Genomic DNA, 21,589 nt, shown 5'->3' on the forward strand with positions numbered 1-21,589 from the left:
CCTGGGAGTCTGACAGTTTAGAATGCAATCTACGGCCAGAGGCCGTACAGGGTTCCCGGTAATAATTTTTCGGGATGCGCGGAAACCGTCAACGCGAATGATTACCGGTACGGGATTCTGAGGTCGGTTACTTCAGCGAGGCGCTTAAGTTTTCCCGTTATATCGGCGAATTATACTATAAGTGGAAATTCTGAACCCTGTTTGACTTTTATGGATACAAGTTTTCGGCCTTGGTGCGCGAGCGACTCGTGTATGTCCCGGTGCGGCAGTGGCAGCAAGGCCATCGGGCGTGCTGACGGAGCGACGGTACAGGTCACGCGAAGCTGAGGGATGTTCGCACGGGAACGCCCGCGTCGCGTGAGCGACCCGGGCGTCCCTGGCTGGAGCGTGGTCCGCGACGGCGGGTCTGGCCGCCTCAGGTGTCGGCGAAGATGTCGCGATCCCTGGTCTCCGGAACGAAGAGCACGCCGATGATCACCGTCGCGACCGCGATGACGATCGGATACCAGAGACCGAAATAGATATCGCCGGTCTGGGCCACCATGGCGAAGGCGGTGGCCGGCAGCAGGCCGCCGAACCAGCCATTGCCGATGTGGTAGGGCAGCGACATCGAGGTGTAGCGGATCCGCGTCGGGAACAGCTCCACCAGCATGGCGGCGATCGGGCCGTAGACCATCGTGACGAACAGCACGAGGATGAACAGCAGGCCGATCACCTGGATGACCTGCGGCCGGAAGATGTCAAACGGGTTCGACATCTTCACGATCTCCGGATCGCCGGCCTTCGGGTAGCCGGCCGCCTGGAGCGCCGCGGTGGTGGCCTTGTTGGCCTCCGCGTTGCCGCCCTGCGGGTAGGGGATCTCCGTGTCGTTGACCCGGATCGTGGTGGGCTGGCCGGCCGCGCCGGCGGCGGTCGTGTAGCGCACCGAGGACTTCGACAGGAAGTCGCGGGCGAGGTCGCACGGCGCCGAGAACACGCGGGTTCCCACCGGGTTGAACAGCGTCCCGCAGGCGGCGGGATCGGCCGTCACCGTAACCTTGACGGACTCGATGGCAGCTTCAAGCTTCGGATTTGCGGTCGAGGTGATCCCCTTGAAGACCGGGAAGAAGCTCGCCGCCGCGATGGCGCAGCCCGCCAGGATGATCACCTTGCGGCCGATCTTGTCGGACAGCCAGCCGAACACCACGAAGAAGCCGGTGCCGAGCAGCAGCGACCACGCGATCAGTAGGTTCGCCGTGTAGCCATCGACCTTCAGGATCGATTGCAGGAAGAACAGCGCGTAGAACTGGCCCGTGTACCAGACCACGCCTTGACCGGCGACGAGGCCGAACAGGGCGATGATCGCGAACTTGGCGTTGCGCCACTCGCCGAAGGCCTCGGTCAGCGGTGCCTTCGAGGTCTTGCCCTCCTCCTTCATCTTCTTGAAGGCAGGCGATTCCGAGAGCTGCAGACGGATCCACACGGAGATGCCGAGCAGCAGCACCGAGACCAGGAACGGGATGCGCCAGCCCCACTCGGCGAAGGCCGCCTCACCCGTGAAGGTGCGGGTCGCCAGGATCACCAGTAGCGACAGGAACAGGCCGAGCGTCGCAGTCGTCTGGATCCAGCTCGTGTAGAAGCCGCGCCGGCCGTTGGGCGCGTGCTCGGCCACGTAGGTCGCGGCCCCGCCATACTCGCCGCCGAGCGCCAGCCCTTGCGCGAGCCGCAGGACGATCAGGATGATCGGCGCCGCGATGCCGATCGTGGCGGCGTTGGGCAGCACGCCGACGATGAAGGTCGACAGGCCCATGATCAGGATCGTGACCAGGAAGGTGTACTTGCGCCCGACGAGGTCGCCGATGCGGCCGAACACCAGGGCGCCGAACGGACGGACGATGAAGCCGGCCGCGAAGGCCAGCAACGCGAAGATGTCGCGCGTCGCCGGCGGATAGGCCGAAAAGAACTGTGCGCCGATGATCGCGGCGAGCGAGCCGTAGAGATAGAAGTCGTACCACTCGAACACGGTGCCGAGCGAGGACGCGAAGATTACGCGTTTCTCGGCCGAACTCATCGGCCGCGCCGCCTCACCTGCCCGCGGGATCGCGGATCCTACCGCCATGATCAACCCTCCCCAACACCATCGGCCTGCCGGAGATCGACCGGAGGCGCCGGATGCGCTGCCTGTCCTCGCCTTGCGCGAGTTGCAGGTCACCTATGCGTTATAGGAAGTCTGGCCGGGGTCAATTGGTAAAGCGATTGTGAACGGGTCCATCAACACTGCCGGCCGCGGATCGTCATGCACGGGCGCTCCAACGAGGAAGGGCGCGGCTTTCGCCGCGCCCTTCACATCCCGTCCTGTGACCTGATCGGATCAGTGCGCGTGCGCGCCGGACGCTCCGATGCCGGTCTCGGAGCGGACGTACTGCGCCTCGAAAGCCGCCCGCTCGCGCTGGGCCCGCCGGGACTTGTCCATCAACGACACGACCCAAATCGTCGCGAAGGCCAGCGGCATCGAGAACAGGGCCGGGTTGTCGTAGGGAAAAAGCGCGGCGGGGTGACCGAACGTCGTCACCCAAACGGCCTTCGACAGCACCACCATCGTGACCGCCGAGAGCAGACCGACGAGGCCGCCGGCGAGCGCCCCCCAGGTGGTGGTGCCCCGCCACAGGATCGACATGGCGAGCACCGGGAAGTTGCAGCTCGCCGCCACCGCGAAGGCCAGCCCGACCATGAAGGCGACGTTCTGGTTCTCGAACACGTAGCCGAGGTAGATCGCGACGATGCCGATCACCACGGCCGAGATCTTCGACAGGTTGACCTCGTGCTTCTCGGTGGTGCGCCCGCGGGCGATCACCTGGGCGTAGAGATCGTGGCTGATCGCCGAGGCGCCCGCCAGCGTCAGGCCGGCGACGACCGCCAGGATGGTCGCGAAGGCCACCGCCGAGATGAACCCCAGGAAGTACGGACCGCCCACGGCGTTGGCGAGGTTCACCGCCACCATGTTGGTACCGCCGATCATGTCCTTGAGCTTGTCGAAGGTCCCCGCCGCACCGAGCTTGAAGTAGCTCGGATCCGACATCAGCAATGCGATGCCGCCGAAGCCGATGATGAAGGTCAGGATGTAGAAGTAGCCGATCAGACCGGTGGCGTAGAACACCGACTTGCGGGCGGCCTGGGCATCCGACACTGTGAAGAACCGCATCAGGATGTGCGGCAGGCCGGCGGTGCCGAACATCAGGCCGACACCCAGGGAGAGGGCCTCGACCGGGTTCGACACGAGGCCGCCCGGCGCCATGATGGCGTCGCCCTTCGGATGAACCTGCACGGCGTTGGCGAACAGCATCTCCGGGTTGAAGCCGTACTTGAACAGCACGGCGATGGCCATGAAGGTCGCGCCGCCCAGGAGCAGGCAGGCCTTGATCACCTGCACCCAGGTCGTCGCCTTCATGCCGCCGAACGCCACGTAGACGATCATTAGCACGCCGACGATGATCACCGCGTAGAGGTAGGGCAGCCCGAACAAGAGCTGGATCAGCTTCCCCGCACCGACCATCTGGGCGATCAGGTAGAAGGCCACGACCACCAGGGTGCCCACCGCCGAGATGATGCGGATCGCGGTCTGATCGAGCCGGAAGCTCGCCACGTCGGCGAAGGTGAATTTGCCGAGGTTGCGCAGCCGCTCCGCGATCAGGAACAGCACGATCGGCCAGCCGACCAGGAAGCCCGTTGAGTAGATCAGCCCGTCGAAGCCCGAGGTGTAGACGAGGCCCGAGATGCCGAGGAACGAGGCGGCCGACATGTAGTCGCCGGCGATCGCTAGGGAGTTCGTCCCGGCCGAGATGCCGCCGCCCGCGGCGTAGAAGTCGGCAGCCGACTTGGTGCCCTTGGCGGCCTTGTAGGTGATGCCGAGCGTCAGCACCACGAAGAACAGGAACATCAAGATGGCCGGCCAGTTCGTGGCCGATTGCTGCACGGCGCCGAGATCCGGCCCGGCGGCGTAGGCGGCGCTCGCCGCGACGGCGGCCAGCGTCAGGCCGAGGAGGATGCGGTTCATCGGACGACGCTCCGCTTCAGGGCGTCGCTCAGGGCGTCGAACCGGGTGTTGGCGCGGGCGACGTAGATGCCGGTGAGCAGGAAGGCGAACAGGATCACGAACACGCCGACGAACAGCCCGAGGGAGGCCGTACCGCCGACCTTCACGGCGAGCAGCGACTTGTCGAAGGCGATCAGGCCGATGAAGCCGAAATAGACCACCAGCATGAGGATCGTCAGGATCCAGGCGAAGCGGGTGCGCTCACTGACGAGTTGCTGGAACTCCGGAGTCCTGGCGATCCGCGCAACTTGCGGATCGAGATCCGTCCCGAGGGTCCCTGTTCCCGCGGGCGCTGGGCGCCCCCGCAGGTTGACTGATGTGCCGCTGCTCATCGATTTTCCTCCCGCGAGGGCTCTCTGACCCTCGGGTTCATCGCGATTGTGATTCGTGGTTCTTGTTGGAAGCGGGCGCCGCACCGGCATCCGCCTCGACGGAGTTCCGCGCCGCCGTCGTGGGGGCGCGGACACGATCAGGCCCGGTTCTGCCGGTTCTCGATCAGGTCATCGACGACCGCCGGCTCCGCGAGCGTCGAGGTGTCGCCGAGCGAGCCGAAATCGTCCTCCGCGATCTTGCGCAGGATGCGGCGCATGATCTTGCCCGAGCGGGTCTTGGGCAGGCCCGGCGCGAACTGGATCAGATCCGGCGAGGCGATCGGCCCGATATCCTTGCGGACCCAGGTCACGAGCTCCTTGCGCAGCGCGTCGTCACCCTCCTCGCCGTCGTTCAGGGTCACGTAAGCGTAGATCCCCTGGCCCTTCACGTTGTGCGGGTAGCCGACGACCGCGGCTTCGGCGACCTTCGGATGCGCGACGAGCGACGACTCGACCTCGGCGGTGCCCATCCGGTGGCCCGAGACGTTGATCACGTCATCGACTCGGCCGGTGATCCAGTAGTAGCCGTCGGCATCCCGCCGCGCTCCGTCGCCGGTGAAGTATTTCCCGGGATACGTCGAGAAATAGGTCTGCTCGAACCGCTCGTGGTCGCCGTAGACCGTGCGCATCTGGCCCGGCCAGGAATCGGCGATGCAGAGGTTGCCCTCGCAGGGGCCGGCCAGGACCTTGCCTTCGGCATCGACCATCTCAGGTCTGACGCCGAAGAACGGCCGCGTCGCCGAGCCGGGCTTGAGGGCGGTGGCGCCGGGCAGCGGCGTGATCAGGATGCCGCCGGTCTCGGTCTGCCACCACGTATCGACGATCGAGCAGCGCTTGTCGCCGACCACGTTGTAGTACCACTCCCAGGCCTCCGGGTTGATCGGCTCGCCGACCGAGCCCAGCACCCGCAGCGACGCCCGCGAGGTCTTCTTCACCGGCCCCTCGCCGCCGCCCATCAGCGACCGGATGGCGGTCGGCGCGGTGTAGAAGATGTTGACCTTGTGCTTGTCGATCACCTCCCAGAACCGGGAGGTCGACGGGTAGGTCGGGATGCCCTCGAACATCAGCGTCGTCGCGCCGTTGGCGAGGGGACCGTACACGATGTAGCTGTGGCCCGTGACCCAGCCGACATCGGCCGTGCACCAGTACACGTCGTGCTCACGGTAATCGAAAACGTACGCGTGGGTCATCGACGCGTAGACGAGATAGCCGCCGGTGGTGTGCACCACGCCCTTCGGCTGGCCCGTGGAGCCCGAGGTGTAGAGGATGAACAGCGGGTGCTCGGCCTCGACCGCCGTGGCGGGGCACTCGTCGGTCACCTGCTCGGCGGCCTCGTCGTAATAGACGTCCCGGCCTGCCTCCATGGCGACGTCACCGCCGGTGCGGCGCACCACGATGACGTGGTCGACCAGATCGCTGCCGAGGCGCTTGATCGCCTCGTCGACATTGGCCTTGAGCGGCACCTTCCGGCCGCCGCGCAGGCCCTCGTCGGCGGTGATCACCAGTTTGGAGCCGCAGCCCTGGATGCGGGAGGCGAGGGAGTCGGGCGAGAAGCCGCCGAACACGATGGCGTGGATCGCCCCGAGCCGCGCGCAGGCGAGCATCGCGTAGGCCGCCTCCGGGATCATCGGCAGGTAGAGCGTGACGCGGTCGCCCTTGCCGACACCGCGGTTGCGCAGGACGTTGGCCATCCGGCAGACCTGCGCGTGGAGTTCGCGGTAGGTGATGTGCTTGGATTCGTCCGGATTGTCGCCTTCCCAGATGATCGCGGTCTGGTCGCCGCGGGTCTCCAGGTGCCGATCAATGCAGTTGTGGGCGACGTTGGTGGTGCCGTCCTCGAACCACTTGATCGAGATCTTGCCCGGCTCGAAGCTGGTGTCCTTGACCTTGGAGAACGGCGTCATCCAATCGATGCGCTTGCCGTGCTCACCCCAGAAGGCGTCCGGGTCGGAAATCGACGCCTTGTACATGTCCTGATACTTGGCATCATCGACGTTAGCGCCCTCGCGCCACGCCGACTGCACTTCGATGACCTTGCCTTCCATGGCTTTCCATCCCTGCTTGGCGCCCGATCGTATCGCGGTCTATGCCGCGCAGCCAGGACTTCCAAAGTAACGTAGCCTACACTCTACGCTGGCGATATCATCGTCGTTTCATTCGGGTTGCGCCCGTATCCGATGAATGAATTGGGCGCAATGTAACGCCGTGAGTGAAGCGTCGGCTTGGGACTGTCAAGGCGACCGCTCGAAGAGTTCCGAAAACGCTGTGTTGTCTGTCCGGACATGGGACGGCCTCACCCGCCCGCCGCCCGCCGCGCCGGCATGATGATCTCAACCAGCGTACCGTCGTCGGCCGGCGTCGAGAGCTGAAGGCGCCCGCCGTTGGCCTCCACCAGGGCGCGGGGCAGCGCCAAGCCCTCCTCGACATCGCCGCCGCTTTCGTTGGCGGCGCCGGTATCCCGAACCCGCAGGGCGACCGCAGCCCGCTCGGCCGCCCCGGTCGACACGATGATCTGGCCGCCGGCCGCCGAGCGCCGGAGGGCGTTCTCGATGATCAGGGCGGCGGCGCGACTCACGGAGCGCTCGTCGGCCTCCAGCTCCGCCAGATCGGAGGAGAAACTCGTGCGCACCACGATGCGGCCGCGGGCCGCCTCGGCCTGGAGGCGTGCCACGCATCCGGCCGCGACATCGTTGAGATCGAGGGCGCGCGGTTCGAGGTGCAGCGCGCCGGCTTCGACGGCCGCGAGGTCGAGGAGCTTGCCGACGCGTTCGCGCATCGCATCGCCCGAGGCTTTGATTTCGGCGAGACAGGCGCGGTAACGCGGGTCGCCAAGGGGACCGAACGGCTCCTTGAGCATCGCATCGGCGAGGTCGATCATCCCGGTCAGCGGTTCGCGGAAGGCGCGGTCCAGGCGCGCCACGGCCGTGCCGGCGCCGTTGGCGGCATCCCGGTCCGAAGGCTCCGCCGGCGGATGATTGCGGAGGCGGTTCGACCAATCCAGCAGGGCGACCAGACGGCCGTCCCCCTCGGCGCTCTTCACGGTGAGGGTCACGGGCGCGCCCGCCAGGGTCACGCGGCGCGGTCCCCGCACCGTACCGCGCAGGACGTCCGCGACGGTCAGCACGCAATCCCGGTCGAATTGCGCGACGAAGCTTCCGCCGACGATTTCGCGGGGTTCGCAGCCGAACAGCGCGGCGGCGGCGCGATTCAGCGTCACGATCCGCCCGGTCTGATCGAGCGTGACGATCCCGATATCCAGCGCGTCCAGCGCGGTTTCGGCGCCGACGGCCCGCTCGGCCTGCGCGGCGCGGGCAAGACGCTCGGCCGCGAGCGCCGTGGCGGCATCGGCCTCCTCGACCGGACGCAGGATCAGGCAGGTGGCGGCTTCCCCTGCCCAGGTGCAGGCGCCGCCCAGGACTTCGACCGGCCGGGTCTGCCCGGAGGCGCCCGTGATGGCGGTCAAGCGTGGCGCCGGGTCCGGATCCTCCGCCCGGGGGGTGCCCGGAAGCAGGACGTTGAGCCCCCGCCCGACCAGGGCTGCGAAATCGGCGTCTCCGGTCAGAGTCAGCAGCCGACGGTTCGCTGCGAGAATCACGCCATCCCGATGCACCAGGGCCGGAGCCGGAAGCCCGGCCAGAACCGCGCCGAATGCGGCCGCGCCCCCGGCGGCATCACGCGGTTCCGCGGATCCCGCGTTCGGTCCGGGAAACGGCATGATCGCGCCGCCCTCCGGCCGCGAAACGGTCCCTTCGGGGGGCGCTTCGTCGCCGGCATAGCGTGCCCCGAGGGCCCGGGCGATCTCCCGGAACGCGGCATGCTCGTCCGTCGATAGGGCCACCGACACCGGTTCGGCCTCGTCGGTCGGCGAAGGTTCCGGTTCCACCGCGACCGGTGCCGCAGCGGGCGGTTCGGACGGTTCGGGCGGCGCGCCTGTGACCGGTTGCACCCGCGATGAGGCTGCCGGCTCCGTCATCGGCAGGGAGCGGATCAGACCGAAGCCCGCGAAGCCCAGGAAATTGGCTTCGCCCCGTCCGACCGGGGCGCCCGAGAGTTCCACCCGACACGGGCCGATGCCGGTCTCCAGCACCGCCGTCTCGCCGCGGAAGGTCCGTCGCTCGCGCAAGGCCGCGAGGACGCCGTCGGCGCCCGACAGGCGGCCGGATGTCGCCAGATCCTGCCACCGTTGGCCGACGAGGCCTTCCAAGGGGGCCGGACCGGTGAACTGGGTCACCACGCCCGCAGCGTCCAGCCGCCACAGGAATCGGTCGTCGCGGACGACGACCGGCGCGGCCTCGCGCATCTGTCGTGACGCATCGTCCTGCGCGGGCGCGATCTGCGCCCCGCCAGAAAGAGCGTCCGGCGTCGGTGCGGGCTCTCTCGGGCGCGATCGCGCCGCGACCGGAGCGGTGGGGATCAGCAGGATGGCGGTTCGTCCGTCGTCGCTGGACCCGCGGGCCAGCCAGCAGAGCACGGGGGGCGCGATTCGGCGGGGATCGAGGCGCAGCCGCGCGAGGCGCGGGGTCGCGTCGCCCGGAGCCGCAGCGGCGATCTGACGGGACAGGTTCGCGATACCGGGGCCGCGGAGCGCCTCGGCCAGGGCGTGCGCCGCCGGGGAAGCGAGCAGGATCCGGCCTTCCTCCGCATCGACCACGAGATGGACCGGATCCGACACGGCCAGGGCCGCCGACAGACTCGGCAGCCGTCGCCAGGCCGCGAACGCAACGGCGAGGCCGTGGTCACGCTCCGGTTCGGCCGGTGTCAGTGTCGTCTCCAAAGCCCGCGACCTCGAACTCAAACGCATTTCGACGTTTCCCGGGGGAGAAACGACGACGACCAGCGCCCTTTTGTAAACGCTCTCTCGGGCAGGCGCTGAAACTTCGCAACGACCGTCACATGTTTACGTTATGTCAACCTTAACGCCGATGGTGCGGCTGGCAAATCGCCGCGAATCGGTTATTGTGCAGTGCACAACGAGCCATCCACAGGCTGACACGAGAGGAGACGACACATGGCTAATCCCCCGAACTACGAAGTCCCGGCCGAGATGCGCGACATGGCCGAGAAGAGCGTCGAGCAGGCCCGCAAGGCGTTCGACAGCTTCATCGGCGCCGCCCGCCGCACGGCCGATACGGTACAGGGCTCTGCGGAGCTCGCGCGCACCAACGCCCGTGACGTCTCCACCCGCGGCTTCGAATACGCCGAGCAGAACGTCAACGCCGCCTTCGACCTCGCCCAGAAGCTCGTCCGCTCCCGCGACATGCAGGAGGCCATGCAGCATCAGGCCGAGTTCGTGCGCAGCCAGTTCGCCGCCATCCAGGCCCAGGCCAAGGAGTTCAGCGGCATCGCCCAGAGCGCGATGCAGCAGGGCGCCGAGCGGGCCAAGTCGGCGATGCAGCAGGGCGCCGACGAGGCGCGCAAGGCGATGGAGCAGGGCCAGGACGCCACGAAGCAGACCGCGCAGAATGCGCAGGACGCTGCCGAGCGCGCCTCGCACTAAGACACACGTCCTGTGACGTGTCGCGGCCCGTCACCGGTCTCCGGTGGCGGGCCGTCTCGTTTTCGCCCGTATTGCCGTCGAGAGCCGCCCGGCGGACAGGATGAGGTCCGCATCGAGCGAAGGATTTCTGGATGCGCCTCGCTGACTTCGGCCCTACGCGCCCGCGTAATGCTCTCCGCCTGACGATCGCCGCCCTGGCGCTCGCCGCGGCGCTGCCCGGCACGGCGGCGCGGGCGCAGTATGTCGACAGCCCCGGCTACGATGACCCCGGCTACGAGCGCGGCTACCGCCCCGCGCCGCGCCGGAGGGAGCGCGAGCCCGTCGGCTTCAATTGCGATGCCGTGCAGCAGGGCATTACCGGGCCCAAGCCGTTCTCCTGCCCGCTTCCGGGGCCGCGGCCGCTCGGCGTACGCTGCTTCTGCGATCTGCCGATCGCCTCGTTCAGCCCGGCGCAGACCGCCGTCGGCCGGGTCGTCCCGTAAGACGAGAGCGACCGCGTCGCCCGGGATGGACGACGCGGCCGATCGATAGACCCGGAGGTCGGTCTGCTCAGTTCAGGACGACGACCTTGGCGCCGACCTTGACGCGCTCGTACAGGTCTGTGACGTCCTCGTTGGTCATCCGGATGCAACCCGACGACACCGCCTGACCGATCGTATCCGGCTCGTTGGAGCCGTGGATGCGGTACTCGGTGTGGCCGATATACATGGCGCGGGCGCCGAGCGGGTTCTCGATGCCGCCCGCCATGTACCGCGGCAGGTCGGGGCGGCGGGCGATCATCGCCTTCGGGGGCGTCCACGACGGCCACTCGCGCTTGGCCGTGATGGTGTTGGTGCCGCTCCAGCTGAAGCCCGGGCGGCCCACGCCGACGCCGTAGCGAAGCGCCTGGCCGTTGCCCATCACGTAGTAGAGGCGGCGCTCGGCGGTCGACACCACGATCGTGCCCGGGGCGTAGGGGGCGTTGAACGCTACGACCTCACGGGGGATCGGCTGGACCTGCGCCTGCGGCGCGGCCTGCACGCCCTGGCCGTAACCCGGAGCATAGGTGCCCTGGTAACCGTACGGGCCCTGATCCTGGTAGTAGGTGTCGGCTTCGTCGCTGCCGAAGGGATCGTAGGACGAAGCGGCGAGGGCGGGCGTCGCGACAAGAACAGTCGTGCTCAGCAGAGCGGCGAGTGCGGTGACCGAGGTCTTCATGGGTGGCCTGCCTGTGCAATAACCTTTGCTATTACAAGCGTGAGCATAGCCGGACAGTTCCACACAACCGCCACGATTTTGGTGCGCGGCGGAATACGCAGGCCCTTTCGCCCGTGCTGGTTAATCAGATGACGTCGTCGGTGTGCACGTCGAACCGCGCGAGATGGGCGTAGCCGAAATTGGTCGAGATCGCGCAATCGGTGGCATCGCGTCCGCGGGCCATGACGATGCGGCCGATCCGCGGGCGGTTGTGCCGGGCGTCGAACGTGTACCAGCGCGGGCCGGACGGGCCGTCGAGGTAGACCTCGAACCACGCGGAGAAGTCCATCGGCGCCGGGTCCTTCGGCACGCCGATGTCGCCGAGGTAGCCGGTGGCGTAGCGGGCCGGGATGTTCATGCACCGGCAGAACGCGATGGCCAGATGGGCGAAGTCGCGGCAGACGCCCTCGCGCTGCATGAAGCCGTCATGGGCGGTGCGGGTGGCGTCGGCGCGCTGGTAGTCGAAGCGCAGGCGCTCGTGGGTGTAGTCGACGATGGCCTGGACGCGGGCCCAGCCCTCGGGGGTTGAGCCGAACAGCGACCACGCGGTCTGCGAGAGCTTGTCGGTGTCGCAGTAGCGCGAGCCGAGCAGGAACATCAGCACGTCGTCGGGCAGGTCCTGCACCGGGATCTGGCGCGCCGTGGGCTCGATCACGTCCGGCTCGCCGGAATCCGCCACCGTGAAATCCGCCGTGACCGTCAGCTGGCCCGGCGGCGCGACGATGCGGTGGCAGATGTTGTCGAACGGGTCCCGGTACTCGTGCGCCTGGAGCGGCGGATCGAAGGTGACGACGTGCGGCGTCAGCACGTCGGGCATCCGCGACGGGTGGACGCTCAGCATCAGGATCATCGGCGTCGGCTGGGTCATCGTGAAGGCGATATCGAAACCCGTCCTGATCTTCATCGCGGCCACCTTGCTGTGTCGTCATCCGCGCGGGGTCGCCACGCTCGTTCCGGCTCCGGGATCAACGCGCCGCCACGGGGGCGGAGCCCTGGCCCCCGATCGGGGCTGTCTCAGCCCCGGACAGTTCGACGACGTCGACCTCGACGCGCATGCCGAGATCGTCGCTGGCCAGACCGAAGAAGGAGCCGTGCAGCGGCACGGCCTGCGCGGGATCGCGGGCCACAGCCACGCGAATCAGGTCGCGGTTCCCCACGATGCCGTTGGTCGGATCGAACTCGACCCAGCCGGCGCCGGGCAGGTAGACCTGCAGCCACGCATGGGTCGAGCCGCCGCCGACATGGCGCGCCCGGTCGTTGCGGGGATTGTAGAGGTAGCCGGACACGAAGCGCGCCGCCATGCCGAGGGCCCGCACCGCCTCCATCATCAGCACCGCGAAGTCCCGGCAGGAGCCGCGCTTGCCGCGAAGCGTCGTCAGCGGGTCCTGCACGCCCTTCTCATTGCGGGCGAGATAGGTGAAGTTCGCCCGCACGCTGCGGGTCATGGCGGCCAACAGCTCCTGCGTGGGAATGCGCCCGTCGGCCGGCAGGAAGCTGCGCGCCCAGGCATCGACTTCGTGGCGCGGGTCCGGCCATCGCCGCTCGATGGAGCGGGCGAGATCCGGCATATCCTCCGCGCCGTAGCCGAACGGATAGTGGGTCGCGTGCGGGGCGAGGGGAAAGACCGGCGCGTGCTCGGGCGTGTGTTCGAGGGTGATACGGCTGGCGAAAGTGAGTGTTTCCGATCGGGTGTCGAACGTCGCCACCGCCACGCAGTTGCCGAAGACATCGAACATCCAGCGCAGGGCGGCCGGGTCCGGCGTGATGTCGAGGGCCGCCTCGATCAGCCGCTGGTCGTAGCTGTCGCGTGGCCGGAACATGATCCGATGCTCGCCGAACGAGACCGGGCGCCGGTACTGGTAGACCGTTCGGTGATGGACGGACAGGATCGGCAAATCGGCTTTCTCCGGCGCGTGCCGCCGCACGTTCCATCAACGCGCGATGGCACGATGCAAGGGCCGGGCCCGGTCAGTCGGGAAACCGGCGCGCCAACCGCGGCGCCACCGGGGGATGATCGCTCACAGGATCGGCGGGGCCGGCTCGGCCGCGGCGCGCTCCGCCTCGACCAGCACGTCGAGCGGGCGCCAGGGCTTGGCGATGAATACGGCTTCGCGCGGCAGCTCGGGACGGGGCAGGGTGTGCCCCGAGGTCACGACCAGCCGGGCCCGGGGCCAGAGGGTCGCGACCGCCCGGGCGAGTTGCAGCCCGTCCATCGCGCCGGCGAGGCGGATATCGGCGAAAACCAGCGCAACTTCGCCGCCCCGCGCCTGCAGGACCGATAGGGCCGCCTCGGCGCTGTCGCAGCCGATCACGTCGAGCTCGGTCTCTTCGAGCAAGGTCTCGGCCAGGGCGCGGATTTCCGGATCGTCCTCGACCACGAGCGCGACCCGCGGATGCGCGGCACCGGTCGCGGCGGCGGCGGCCTCAACCTGCGCGGGCTCCGAGGTCTCGGTCTGGCGCACGCGGCGCACGAGGGCGGCGAGATGCTCGGGCACGCCCTCGGAGACCAGATTGTCGTAGAACGACGCCAGTGTCCGGCCGATCTGATCGAGCGGAACACCGGGCGTGAGCGTATCGGTGAGCGACAGGGGTGCGCTCGTCTGGTTCTTCCTCACGGACTCCCCCCGAAGTCTTCCTGCGCATTGGATGAAATCGAGGCGCATGAAGAGGAAAGTCGGCAATCCGCCGGTGGTTGCGACCCGGAGCCCGAATCGCGGCCCCGCTCTCCCAGCCGTTACTGGGTGGCGGTGTCGGCGTCGGCATACGCCATGATGCCGGAGACCGCGCGCACGTTCTGGTAGCGCGAGCCGCGGGTGCTCATCATCGCCTCGAACTTCTCGTGGACCTGGGCCACCGAGAGGCTCTGGGGCTTGCGGTGGCGGCCCCGGCCGACGAACCGGCCGGCCGCGAAGAAGATCGAGCGGTTGGCCCGGGCCGGGCCGGGCAGCAGCGCGGCGGCCGCCGTGGCGGGCTTGTTCACGACGTTGGCGAGGAACTCCTCGGCGTCGTCCGGGCCGAGGAAGTGCGCGAGGTAGATTTCGCCGAGCGTGAGCTCGCGGCCGATGCGCAGCGCGATGCGGGCGGCGTCGCGCTTGAGCATCTCGCCGGCCATCAAGGCCGAGAGATAGGGATCGCGGCGCAGTTCGAGCACCCGGGCGCGTTCGGCCGGATCGGTGATCACCGGCCGGTCGTTGGCATCGGCCGTGATCAGCGCGGCCTCCTTCTCAAGCCCGTACTTGGCGCCGAAGTCGCGCACCACACCGAGCCAGGTGCGCTCGATGAATTGATACAAGCCGGTGGCCGAGGAGGTCTTGGCCTGGACCGCGGTGATGAAGCTCGACTCCTTGTCGGCCACCGCCATCAGCAGGACCGGATCGGTCTGGACCGCCTGGGCGGCGCGCACGATCGTCTGGACGATGTGGCGCCGGATCTTCATCGGGCCGAATTCCAGGATGTCGTTCGGGTCGCCGGCCGCGCTCTCGGAGAGCAGGAAGTCGTAGGACACGCGATCGACCGTGTTGGAGCCGATCTCGGTGTCGAGGTCGTGCACCGCGGCGAAGCTGGACGAGGCGCGAAGCGGCGTGCGCTCCAGCTCATCCTCCAGGGCGACGGTATGGATCCGCGGCCGTGGCATCGGGATCTCGGTGGCGGCCTCCGCGACCGAGACGGCCGGCGACAGACCGACCTTGCCGAGATCGACGCCTGAGCCGATCAGCGCCGCGCTGAGGCCACCGGCGATCAGCGACACGGTCATCAGCGACCGGACCAGGGCCGGACCGCTGCCGTGGGCGCGGCCGATCATCGGCTGCGCAGCGATCACATCGGCCCGGACGGCACCGAAATGCCCGGTCCCCGGCTTGCCCGTGATGGTCTTCGACGTTCCGACCGTGCGGCCCTGCATCGTTGATCCGATTCCTCGCGCCGTTGACGGCGCCACGGGTTCAACATCGCTTGACAGATGTGGCGACAACACGGCCGCGCTCGTGGCGGTCCTGGGGCCAATCGCGGTGTTTTCGCGACCGATGCCTGTAAGCCACAGGAAATGACGTTATTCAGCCCCGTGTTGCTGGTAACGTACGGTGTTCGTCGCACTGAACCGGGCTGCAAGGGCGAATCGCCGGGGCGCGCGAAGCAGCAAGGCCCTGGAACCGGCCCCGCTCAGGAAGGACGGGCCAGCGGAGTGTGTGCCCGGTGACGATGAGAGCGACGCAGCGTGCCTCTGTCACGCAGCCGGTCGACGCTTCGCAGATGTCCCTTTGAGCCGCTCGAAGTGGGGTGCGCCGGGCAGGACGGCGACGTGGAACGGCCCTCGGTGATCGAAAAAGGCGGTCTCGCGGCCAGAGGGTATCGCCGTGCGTCGAGACCGGGCGTAGCATTCCCGACGGCTCTCCTCCCTTGGCGCCTGTCCGGTTGCAACCGCGAATTACGCCTGCCCGCCGACTGCGGAGTGACGACCGGTGCGGGTCGCGCTGCTCATCGCACCCGCTTCAGCCACGCGTTGGGCGCGTAGGTCACGTTCGGACCGTAGAAGTCGCAGAGTTCGACATCGATCTCGTAGCGATCACCCGTCGCAGCGAGGAATTCTTTGACCGCCCGGTTCGGGCCATCGTCGCGTTGGCGATACACCTCGTCGTCAAGATCTGCGACGGTGCCATCCTCGACGACGATCGCGTCGCCGGGTTCGAGCAGGCGATCGAAATAGTTCAGCGTCGCTGACGTGCTCGGATAGGTATGAGCGCTGTCTTCGCTCACGAGCCAAGGATGCGGTGCGGCGCGGATCGCTTCCGTCGGGAAACTGCCCTCCGGATCGTTCGCGTCGCCCCGGTGGAAGGCGATGCCCGACAGGTTCAGGTCGGGCGGAGCGATGTCGATGGTGATCACCCGCGCGCCGGACAATCCGAGCGCCCGGCACTGATCCATCAACCATGCGGCGCTACCGCCTTCGGACGTGCCGATCTCGATGATCGTGGCCGGTCTCAGCCGCTCCAGCAACCGCAGGTAGAGAGCCAGATCGAACGGGGTCTTGGCGAGCCGCAAGCCCCTGTAGCGGGTACGGAGGGTCCCAGCCTGGATCCGCTCCAGTTGCACGCCCTCAATGCCGCATCGAAAATGCCGCCCGCGCACCGCGTGAACATGCCGAAGCCGATCGAGGGGCCGTGCGGTGCCCGCCTGAAAGCTCGCCGGGGTGAGGCTGCCGACGAACTGGGGACGATATGCCGGTATGGCGAAGGGGCGGTCGCGGATGGCGACGTATTCCGCGTGCATGGCCTCAAGCGCCTGCGCTTCGCCGTTGGTGGCGACGCCGCCATGCACCGGATGGAACGTGCCCTCGCCGAGGACCATCCAGGGCCGATGGCTGGACGCCGCCACCGCGCGCTCCCACAGGTCGAGATTGGCAAATCCCCCGCCGGGCGCCTCGAACCGCTCGTCGAGCCCTCCGAGGGCGTTCCAGAGGGCACGATCGATGAAAAGACCGTTGGTCTCGTTGATACAGCCGAACCACCCGGCCGCGGACGAACCCGCGAGGGCGGCGATCTCGAACAACCTGTAGCCGTCCTGCTGCCACGGCACCGAGGCGAGGAGCGCATCCTCCCGGGCGGCATCGTAGCCCTCGAACACCGTCCGCATCTGCACGTCGGGGCCCAGGTGAAAGGCGAGCGTCCCGATGACCCGCGTCGAATCGGCCGACCAGGCTTCCACCGCCCGCGCGAGGATGCCCGGCGAGGCGAGGCGAGCGCCATCGATCCAGAGCCCCAGCAGGTTGCCGCGCAACGCCCGCATCGCGGCGTTGATCGCGCGGATGGGGGATGGCTGCGGCTCGTCGGGGCGGATCACCCGGAGGTTGGGGGTGATGGTTCTCAGCGCGGCCTCGTCGATCGGAGGGGTGGAGCCGTTGTCGAGAACCACGATCTCCCAATCCAGGCCGTCCACGCCGCGCTGATAATCCCGAGACAGGGTCTGGAGCGTGCGGGGCAGTTCCCGCGCCATATCGTAAGCGCAGACCAGCAGGCTCACGGTCGGCGGGTTCCCGGAGGTCATCGGCCGATCGCCGCCTCGATCGCCTCGATCGTCGGCTCGACCGCCCTGCGACGTTCGAGGATCTCGATCGGTGGGACGTCGCCCTGCCGGTCCGCGAGCGATCGGGCGAGCGAATTGTAATCGTCCCAGAGCCGACGATCGTGCGGGTTGAGCCCCGAGATCAGCAGCAGACCGGTCGGCTCGGTATTCAGCCACGTGAGATGCAGATCTGGCCGGACGCTCGCCAGCAATGCGACGGCGCGCCAGACGTCCCCGGTCCAGACTTGGGATTGGCGTTCCCGTCGGGCCTGCACAGGATGGTTGGGCAGGACATCGTCGACGACGATGACGCCGTCGGGCGCCATCACACGTTCGACGTTCATAATGTCGCGCAGAACATATTCCGCCCAGTGCATCCCGTCGATGAAGGCGAGCTGGACCGGGGAGCGGAACGCCGTAGCGCCGTGAAAGTAGAAACCGTCGTCGCTGGAACATCGAAAGAACCGGACATCGTCCCTTTTCACGACGAAGTCTTCGTGGGGATCCGGATCTATGGCGATGGCGCAGCCGGCGGCGAGGTCTAGGCTGTGGCCCCGCCTCACGCCGATCTCGAGATACAGGTCCGGCTGGATCAACGCATGCAGATCACGCAGCACCGCGCGGTAGGGGCGCGCGCCTTGCCGGCGCTCGACCGCGGGATCGGCATGGGGTGTGATCCGCGCGTTCGCCGCGATCCTCATCGGGCGAGGACCCGTCACGGCTTGCAGGTCGCCGCCCTTCTGGAAGACGCCGACGATGTCCCGCCACGGGCCGCGTTCGTCGGTCCAGCTGTGGACGAGGCGCAGCCGTGCCCAGTCCGCGATGGCTTGGTAGGAATCGGGATAGAAGCGATAGCAGTCGACGGGGTAGCGATGGACCGGTCCGGCGGACGGCGCGATCATGAAAGCAAGTCCGCCGGGCCGAAGTATCCTCTCGACTTCCTGAAAGATGCGCCAGAACTGGCCGCAATGCTCAAGCATCTGTCCCGACATCACAAGGTCGATGGAATTGTCGTCGAAGGGGAAAGAATAGGCATCCTCCAGCACGACATCGACGCCCGGTCCCGGGGCAAGATCGACGCCGGTGTATCGGACGCCCTCGGGAAGAAGATCGCGGTAGGAACCGTTGACATTCATCGCACTAAGATCGACCACATCTGCATGTATTGAATCGATGTACCAATCTATGCAGCGGAGCATATTCTCCATTGATGAGGAATGCACGTGATCGATCCCATCGTATGGTGGTGGTGACACGATGTTGGTGCCGCTCGGGCTTCTGTCTACTTGATGTCTGCGATCGATCAAGGCTGCCGAGGACGATCTCACCTCGGATCGACCGGCGGTTTGACACGACGCGCGAGCCTTTCGGGACGAGCTGACGTGATGCTGTAGCAATCCGGACTGATAGCCCGGACGACATGGCCATCGAACCAGGGGCGAGGCGAGGCGGTGATGACCGTGCGCCTTCACAGACAGCGCGTGTCCCACGCTGAAGCGATTGCCCCGGCGCGGGTCTCCGCACCGATTGCAACCCGGTCCGGAACGGCTCTAAGAGGGCGCCATGCGGGTGGCGCTCGAAGGTGAGCGACACCCGGCCCCGTATTCCTGCCAGAGTCAGCCCCGATGAGCGGCGTCAACGAGATCCGGTCGACCTTCCTCGACTACTTCGCGAAGGCGGGGCACGAGGTCGTGCCCTCTTCGAGCCTCGTGCCGAAGAACGATCCGACGCTGATGTTCACCAACGCCGGCATGGTGCAGTTCAAGAACGTCTTCACCGGCGTCGAGAAGCGCGCCTACGACCGGGCGACCACGGCGCAGAAATGCGTGCGGGCGGGCGGCAAGCACAACGACCTCGACAATGTCGGCTATACCGCGCGTCACCACACGTTCTTCGAGATGCTCGGTAACTTCTCGTTCGGAGACTATTTCAAGGATCGCGCGATCGAGCTGGCCTGGACGCTGATCACGAAGGAGTTCGGCCTGAAGCCGGACAAGCTTCTGGTCACCGTCTACGCGGATGACGACGAGGCCGCCGGTCTCTGGAAGAGGATCGCGGGCCTGCCGGACGAAAAGATCATCCGTATCGGGACCTCCGACAATTTCTGGCAGATGGGCGATACCGGTCCCTGCGGTCCGTGCTCTGAGATCTTCATCGATCAGGGGCCGGCGTTGCAGGGTGGCCCGCCCGGCTCGCCGGACGAGGACGGCGATCGGTTCCTCGAATTCTGGAACCTCGTGTTCATGCAGTACGAGCAGCTGGAGCCGGGCGTCCGGAACCCGCTGCCGCGGCCGTCGATCGACACCGGCATGGGCCTGGAGCGCATGGCGGCGATCCTCCAGGGCGTCCATTCGAATTACGACACGGACCTGTTCCGGGCGCTGATCGACGCCGTGGCCCACGCGGTCTCGCGGGCGCCGGATCCGGCGACCCTCGCCTCCTACCGGGTGATCGCCGACCATCTGCGCGCCGCGTCCTTCCTGGTGGCCGACGGCGTGCTGCCGGGCAACGAGGGCCGGGGCTACGTGCTGCGCCGGATCATGCGCCGCGCCATGCGTCACGCCGAGATCCTGGGCGCACGCGAGCCCACGATGTTCCGCCTCGTCCCGACGCTCGTGCGCGAGATGGGCCAGGCCTATCCCGAGCTGATGCGGGCCGAGAGCCTGATCGCCGAGACCTTGAAGCTGGAGGAGACCCGGTTCCGGCGCACCCTGGAGCGCGGCCTGTCGATCCTCGACGCCGAGAGCCGGGAACTGAGGGAAGGCGACAAGCTCTCCGGCGAGACCGCCTTCACCCTTTATGACACCTATGGATTCCCCCTCGACCTGACCCAGGACGCGCTGAAGGCCCGCGGCATCGGCGTCGACACGGAGGCGTTCACCGCCGCGATGCAGCGCCAGAAGCAGGCGGCGCGCGAGGCCTGGAAAGGCTCGGGCGAGGCTGCGACCGAGACAGTGTGGTTCGGGCTGCGCGAGCGCGTCGGCGCAACCGAGTTCCTGGGCTACGAGACCGAGACCGCTGAGGGCATCGTCACCGCGCTGCTCCGTGACGGCGCCGAGGTTCAGACGCTGGAGGCGGGCCAGACCGGCCTCGTCGTCGTCAACCAGACGCCATTCTACGGCGAGTCGGGCGGGCAGGTCGGCGATACCGGGCTGATCGTGGCCCCGGGCGTCCGCGCGCGGGTTACCGACACCCAGAAGAAGCTCGGCGATGTCTTCGTCCACCACGTCACCGTGGAGGAAGGGACGGTGAGCCTGGACCAGCCGGTCGAGCTGAAGGTCGATCACGCCCGCCGGAAGGCGATCCGGGCCAACCACTCGGCGACCCACCTGCTGCACGAGGCGCTCCGACAGGTCCTGGGCGACCACGTCGCGCAGAAGGGCTCCCTGGTCAGCCCCGAGCGGCTGCGCTTCGACATCAGCCACCCGAAGCCGATCGAAGCCGATGAACTCGCCCGGGTCGAGGATATCGCCAACGCGGTGCTGCTCCAGAATGCGCCAGTCGTGACCAAGCTCATGGCGGTGGACGACGCGATCGCGTCGGGCGCCCGGGCGCTGTTCGGCGAGAAATACGGCGAGGAGGTACGGGTCGTCTCGATGGGGTTGCCGGTCGATGCGGCGGCCGAACAGGGACGACCGAAGAACTTCTCCATCGAACTCTGCGGCGGCACCCATGCGGGGCGCACCGGCGATATCGGGGCCATCACCATCGTGGGCGAGAGCGCGGTCGGTGCGGGCGTCCGAAGGATCGAGGCGCTGACGGCAGACGCGGCCCGGCATCACCGCGCCGCGGAGGCCCGGACGCTGGCGGCGCTGGCGGGCATCCTCAAGGCGCCGGTCACCGAGGCGCCGGACCGGTTGACGGCCCTCATGGAGGAGCGGCGACGTCTGGAACGCGAGCTGGCCGAGACCCGGCGTAAGCTCGCGATGGGCGGCGAGGGCGGCCCGGGGACGGGCGCGCAGCAGACCGAGATCGGCGGCGTGGCGTTCCGCCGTTCGGTGGTCGAGGGCCTCGACATGCGCGACCTCAAGCCGATCGTCGACGAGGAGAAGAAGCGCCTCGGCTCCGGGATCGTGGCGGTGGTCGGCGTCGGCCCAGACGGGAAGGCCGGTCTGGTGGTCGGCGTCACCGACGACCTGACGGAGCGCTACGATGCGGTCGGGCTGGTCCGGGCCGGTGCCGGCGCGCTCGGCGGCAAGGGCGGTGGCGGCCGCCGCGACATGGCACAGGCTGGCGGCCCGAACGGGGCCGGTGCGGTCGCCGCCCTCGATGCCGTCGAGCAGGCCCTCACCGAGGCGGCCTGAATGAAGAAGGCCGCACCGTCTCCGGTGCGGCCGCGTCGATCCTGCGTGTCGG

At 67.9% G+C, this 21,589-nt stretch carries 15 protein-coding genes; 3 read left to right on the plus strand and 12 right to left on the minus strand.

Annotated elements, in window-relative coordinates:
* Nucleotides 1–415 precede the first annotated feature (415 nt).
* From AAHG09_RS11660 to AAHG09_RS11680, 5 genes are all read right to left on the minus strand, one after another.
* The gene (locus AAHG09_RS11660) at nt 416–2,098 is read right to left on the minus strand and encodes an MFS transporter (protein ID WP_412760021.1); all 1,683 of its coding nucleotides are present in this window, start codon (nt 2,096–2,098) and stop codon (nt 416–418) included.
* 252 nt (nt 2,099–2,350) lie between these two features.
* Nucleotides 2,351–4,033 carry a cation acetate symporter gene (locus AAHG09_RS11665; RefSeq protein ID WP_342107327.1) on the minus strand — a complete coding sequence of 561 codons (1,683 nt, stop codon included), beginning with the start codon at nt 4,031–4,033 and terminating at the stop codon, nt 2,351–2,353.
* Entirely contained in the window at nt 4,030–4,404 is a 375-nt protein-coding gene (locus AAHG09_RS11670; RefSeq protein ID WP_342107328.1) for a DUF485 domain-containing protein, read from the minus strand. The genes AAHG09_RS11665 and AAHG09_RS11670 overlap by 4 nt, the downstream gene beginning before the upstream one ends.
* A gap of 137 nt (nt 4,405–4,541) precedes the next feature.
* Nucleotides 4,542–6,488 (minus strand): acetate--CoA ligase, encoded by a 1,947-nt coding sequence (gene acs, locus AAHG09_RS11675; protein ID WP_342107330.1) that lies wholly within the window; start codon nt 6,486–6,488, stop codon nt 4,542–4,544.
* Between the two features lie 248 nt (nt 6,489–6,736).
* A complete protein-coding gene (locus tag AAHG09_RS11680; RefSeq protein ID WP_342107331.1) occupies nt 6,737–9,244 on the minus strand; it encodes a sensor histidine kinase in 2,508 nt (835 codons plus the stop codon).
* A gap of 207 nt (nt 9,245–9,451) precedes the next feature.
* On the opposite strand from AAHG09_RS11680, the gene AAHG09_RS11685 reads away from it, so the two are divergent.
* The gene (locus AAHG09_RS11685) at nt 9,452–9,940 is read left to right on the plus strand and encodes a phasin (RefSeq protein ID WP_342107332.1); all 489 of its coding nucleotides are present in this window, start codon (nt 9,452–9,454) and stop codon (nt 9,938–9,940) included.
* A gap of 131 nt (nt 9,941–10,071) precedes the next feature.
* Entirely contained in the window at nt 10,072–10,422 is a 351-nt protein-coding gene (locus AAHG09_RS11690) for a hypothetical protein (protein WP_342107334.1), read from the plus strand.
* Between the two features lie 67 nt (nt 10,423–10,489).
* Here the strand turns inward: AAHG09_RS11690 and AAHG09_RS11695 are convergent, their stop codons facing one another.
* From AAHG09_RS11695 to AAHG09_RS11725, 7 genes are all read right to left on the minus strand, one after another.
* Entirely contained in the window at nt 10,490–11,137 is a 648-nt protein-coding gene (locus tag AAHG09_RS11695) for a L,D-transpeptidase (protein ID WP_342107337.1), read from the minus strand.
* A 124-nt stretch (nt 11,138–11,261) separates the two neighbouring features.
* Entirely contained in the window at nt 11,262–12,080 is an 819-nt protein-coding gene (locus AAHG09_RS11700; RefSeq protein WP_342107338.1) for a transglutaminase family protein, read from the minus strand.
* A gap of 61 nt (nt 12,081–12,141) precedes the next feature.
* On the minus strand, nt 12,142–13,071 hold the full coding sequence (locus AAHG09_RS11705; protein ID WP_342107340.1) for a transglutaminase family protein: 930 nt from the start codon (nt 13,069–13,071) through the stop codon (nt 12,142–12,144).
* Between the two features lie 123 nt (nt 13,072–13,194).
* Nucleotides 13,195–13,791, minus strand: coding sequence for a response regulator (locus tag AAHG09_RS11710; protein WP_342107341.1), 597 nt, complete (start codon nt 13,789–13,791; stop codon nt 13,195–13,197).
* A 119-nt stretch (nt 13,792–13,910) separates the two neighbouring features.
* Nucleotides 13,911–15,077, minus strand: coding sequence for a transglycosylase SLT domain-containing protein (locus tag AAHG09_RS11715; protein ID WP_342107343.1), 1,167 nt, complete (start codon nt 15,075–15,077; stop codon nt 13,911–13,913).
* A 572-nt stretch (nt 15,078–15,649) separates the two neighbouring features.
* Nucleotides 15,650–17,191, minus strand: coding sequence for a CmcI family methyltransferase (locus tag AAHG09_RS11720; protein WP_342107345.1), 1,542 nt, complete (start codon nt 17,189–17,191; stop codon nt 15,650–15,652).
* Nucleotides 17,192–17,211: 20 nt separating this feature from the next.
* The gene (locus AAHG09_RS11725) at nt 17,212–18,369 is read right to left on the minus strand and encodes a methyltransferase domain-containing protein (protein WP_342107347.1); all 1,158 of its coding nucleotides are present in this window, start codon (nt 18,367–18,369) and stop codon (nt 17,212–17,214) included.
* A 489-nt stretch (nt 18,370–18,858) separates the two neighbouring features.
* Between AAHG09_RS11725 and alaS the strand changes: the two genes are divergently transcribed.
* Complete coding sequence (alaS, locus tag AAHG09_RS11730; RefSeq protein ID WP_342107348.1) at nt 18,859–21,537, plus strand: alanine--tRNA ligase; 2,679 nt, start codon at nt 18,859–18,861, stop codon at nt 21,535–21,537.
* Nucleotides 21,538–21,589 lie beyond the last annotated feature (52 nt).

Origin of the sequence: Methylobacterium guangdongense (assembly GCF_038442355.1) — a bacterium.
Classification (GTDB): domain Bacteria; phylum Pseudomonadota; class Alphaproteobacteria; order Rhizobiales; family Beijerinckiaceae; genus Methylobacterium; species Methylobacterium guangdongense.

What these genes read in the sequence shown, in the direction of transcription:
- AAHG09_RS11660 (WP_412760021.1), bottom strand. Translation starts at nt 2,098, where the DNA reads ATGGCGGTAGGATCCGCGATCCCGCGGGCAGGTGAGGCGGCGCGGCCG.
- AAHG09_RS11665 (WP_342107327.1), bottom strand. Translation starts at nt 4,033, where the DNA reads ATGAACCGCATCCTCCTCGGCCTGACGCTGGCCGCCGTCGCGGCGAGC.
- AAHG09_RS11670 (WP_342107328.1), bottom strand. Translation starts at nt 4,404, where the DNA reads ATGAGCAGCGGCACATCAGTCAACCTGCGGGGGCGCCCAGCGCCCGCG.
- acs (WP_342107330.1), bottom strand. Translation starts at nt 6,488, where the DNA reads ATGGAAGGCAAGGTCATCGAAGTGCAGTCGGCGTGGCGCGAGGGCGCT.
- AAHG09_RS11680 (WP_342107331.1), bottom strand. Translation starts at nt 9,244, where the DNA reads ATGCGTTTGAGTTCGAGGTCGCGGGCTTTGGAGACGACACTGACACCG.
- AAHG09_RS11685 (WP_342107332.1), top strand. Translation starts at nt 9,452, where the DNA reads ATGGCTAATCCCCCGAACTACGAAGTCCCGGCCGAGATGCGCGACATG.
- AAHG09_RS11690 (WP_342107334.1), top strand. Translation starts at nt 10,072, where the DNA reads ATGCGCCTCGCTGACTTCGGCCCTACGCGCCCGCGTAATGCTCTCCGC.
- AAHG09_RS11695 (WP_342107337.1), bottom strand. Translation starts at nt 11,137, where the DNA reads ATGAAGACCTCGGTCACCGCACTCGCCGCTCTGCTGAGCACGACTGTT.
- AAHG09_RS11700 (WP_342107338.1), bottom strand. Translation starts at nt 12,080, where the DNA reads ATGAAGATCAGGACGGGTTTCGATATCGCCTTCACGATGACCCAGCCG.
- AAHG09_RS11715 (WP_342107343.1), bottom strand. Translation starts at nt 15,077, where the DNA reads ATGCAGGGCCGCACGGTCGGAACGTCGAAGACCATCACGGGCAAGCCG.
- AAHG09_RS11725 (WP_342107347.1), bottom strand. Translation starts at nt 18,369, where the DNA reads ATGAATGTCAACGGTTCCTACCGCGATCTTCTTCCCGAGGGCGTCCGA.
- alaS (WP_342107348.1), top strand. Translation starts at nt 18,859, where the DNA reads ATGAGCGGCGTCAACGAGATCCGGTCGACCTTCCTCGACTACTTCGCG.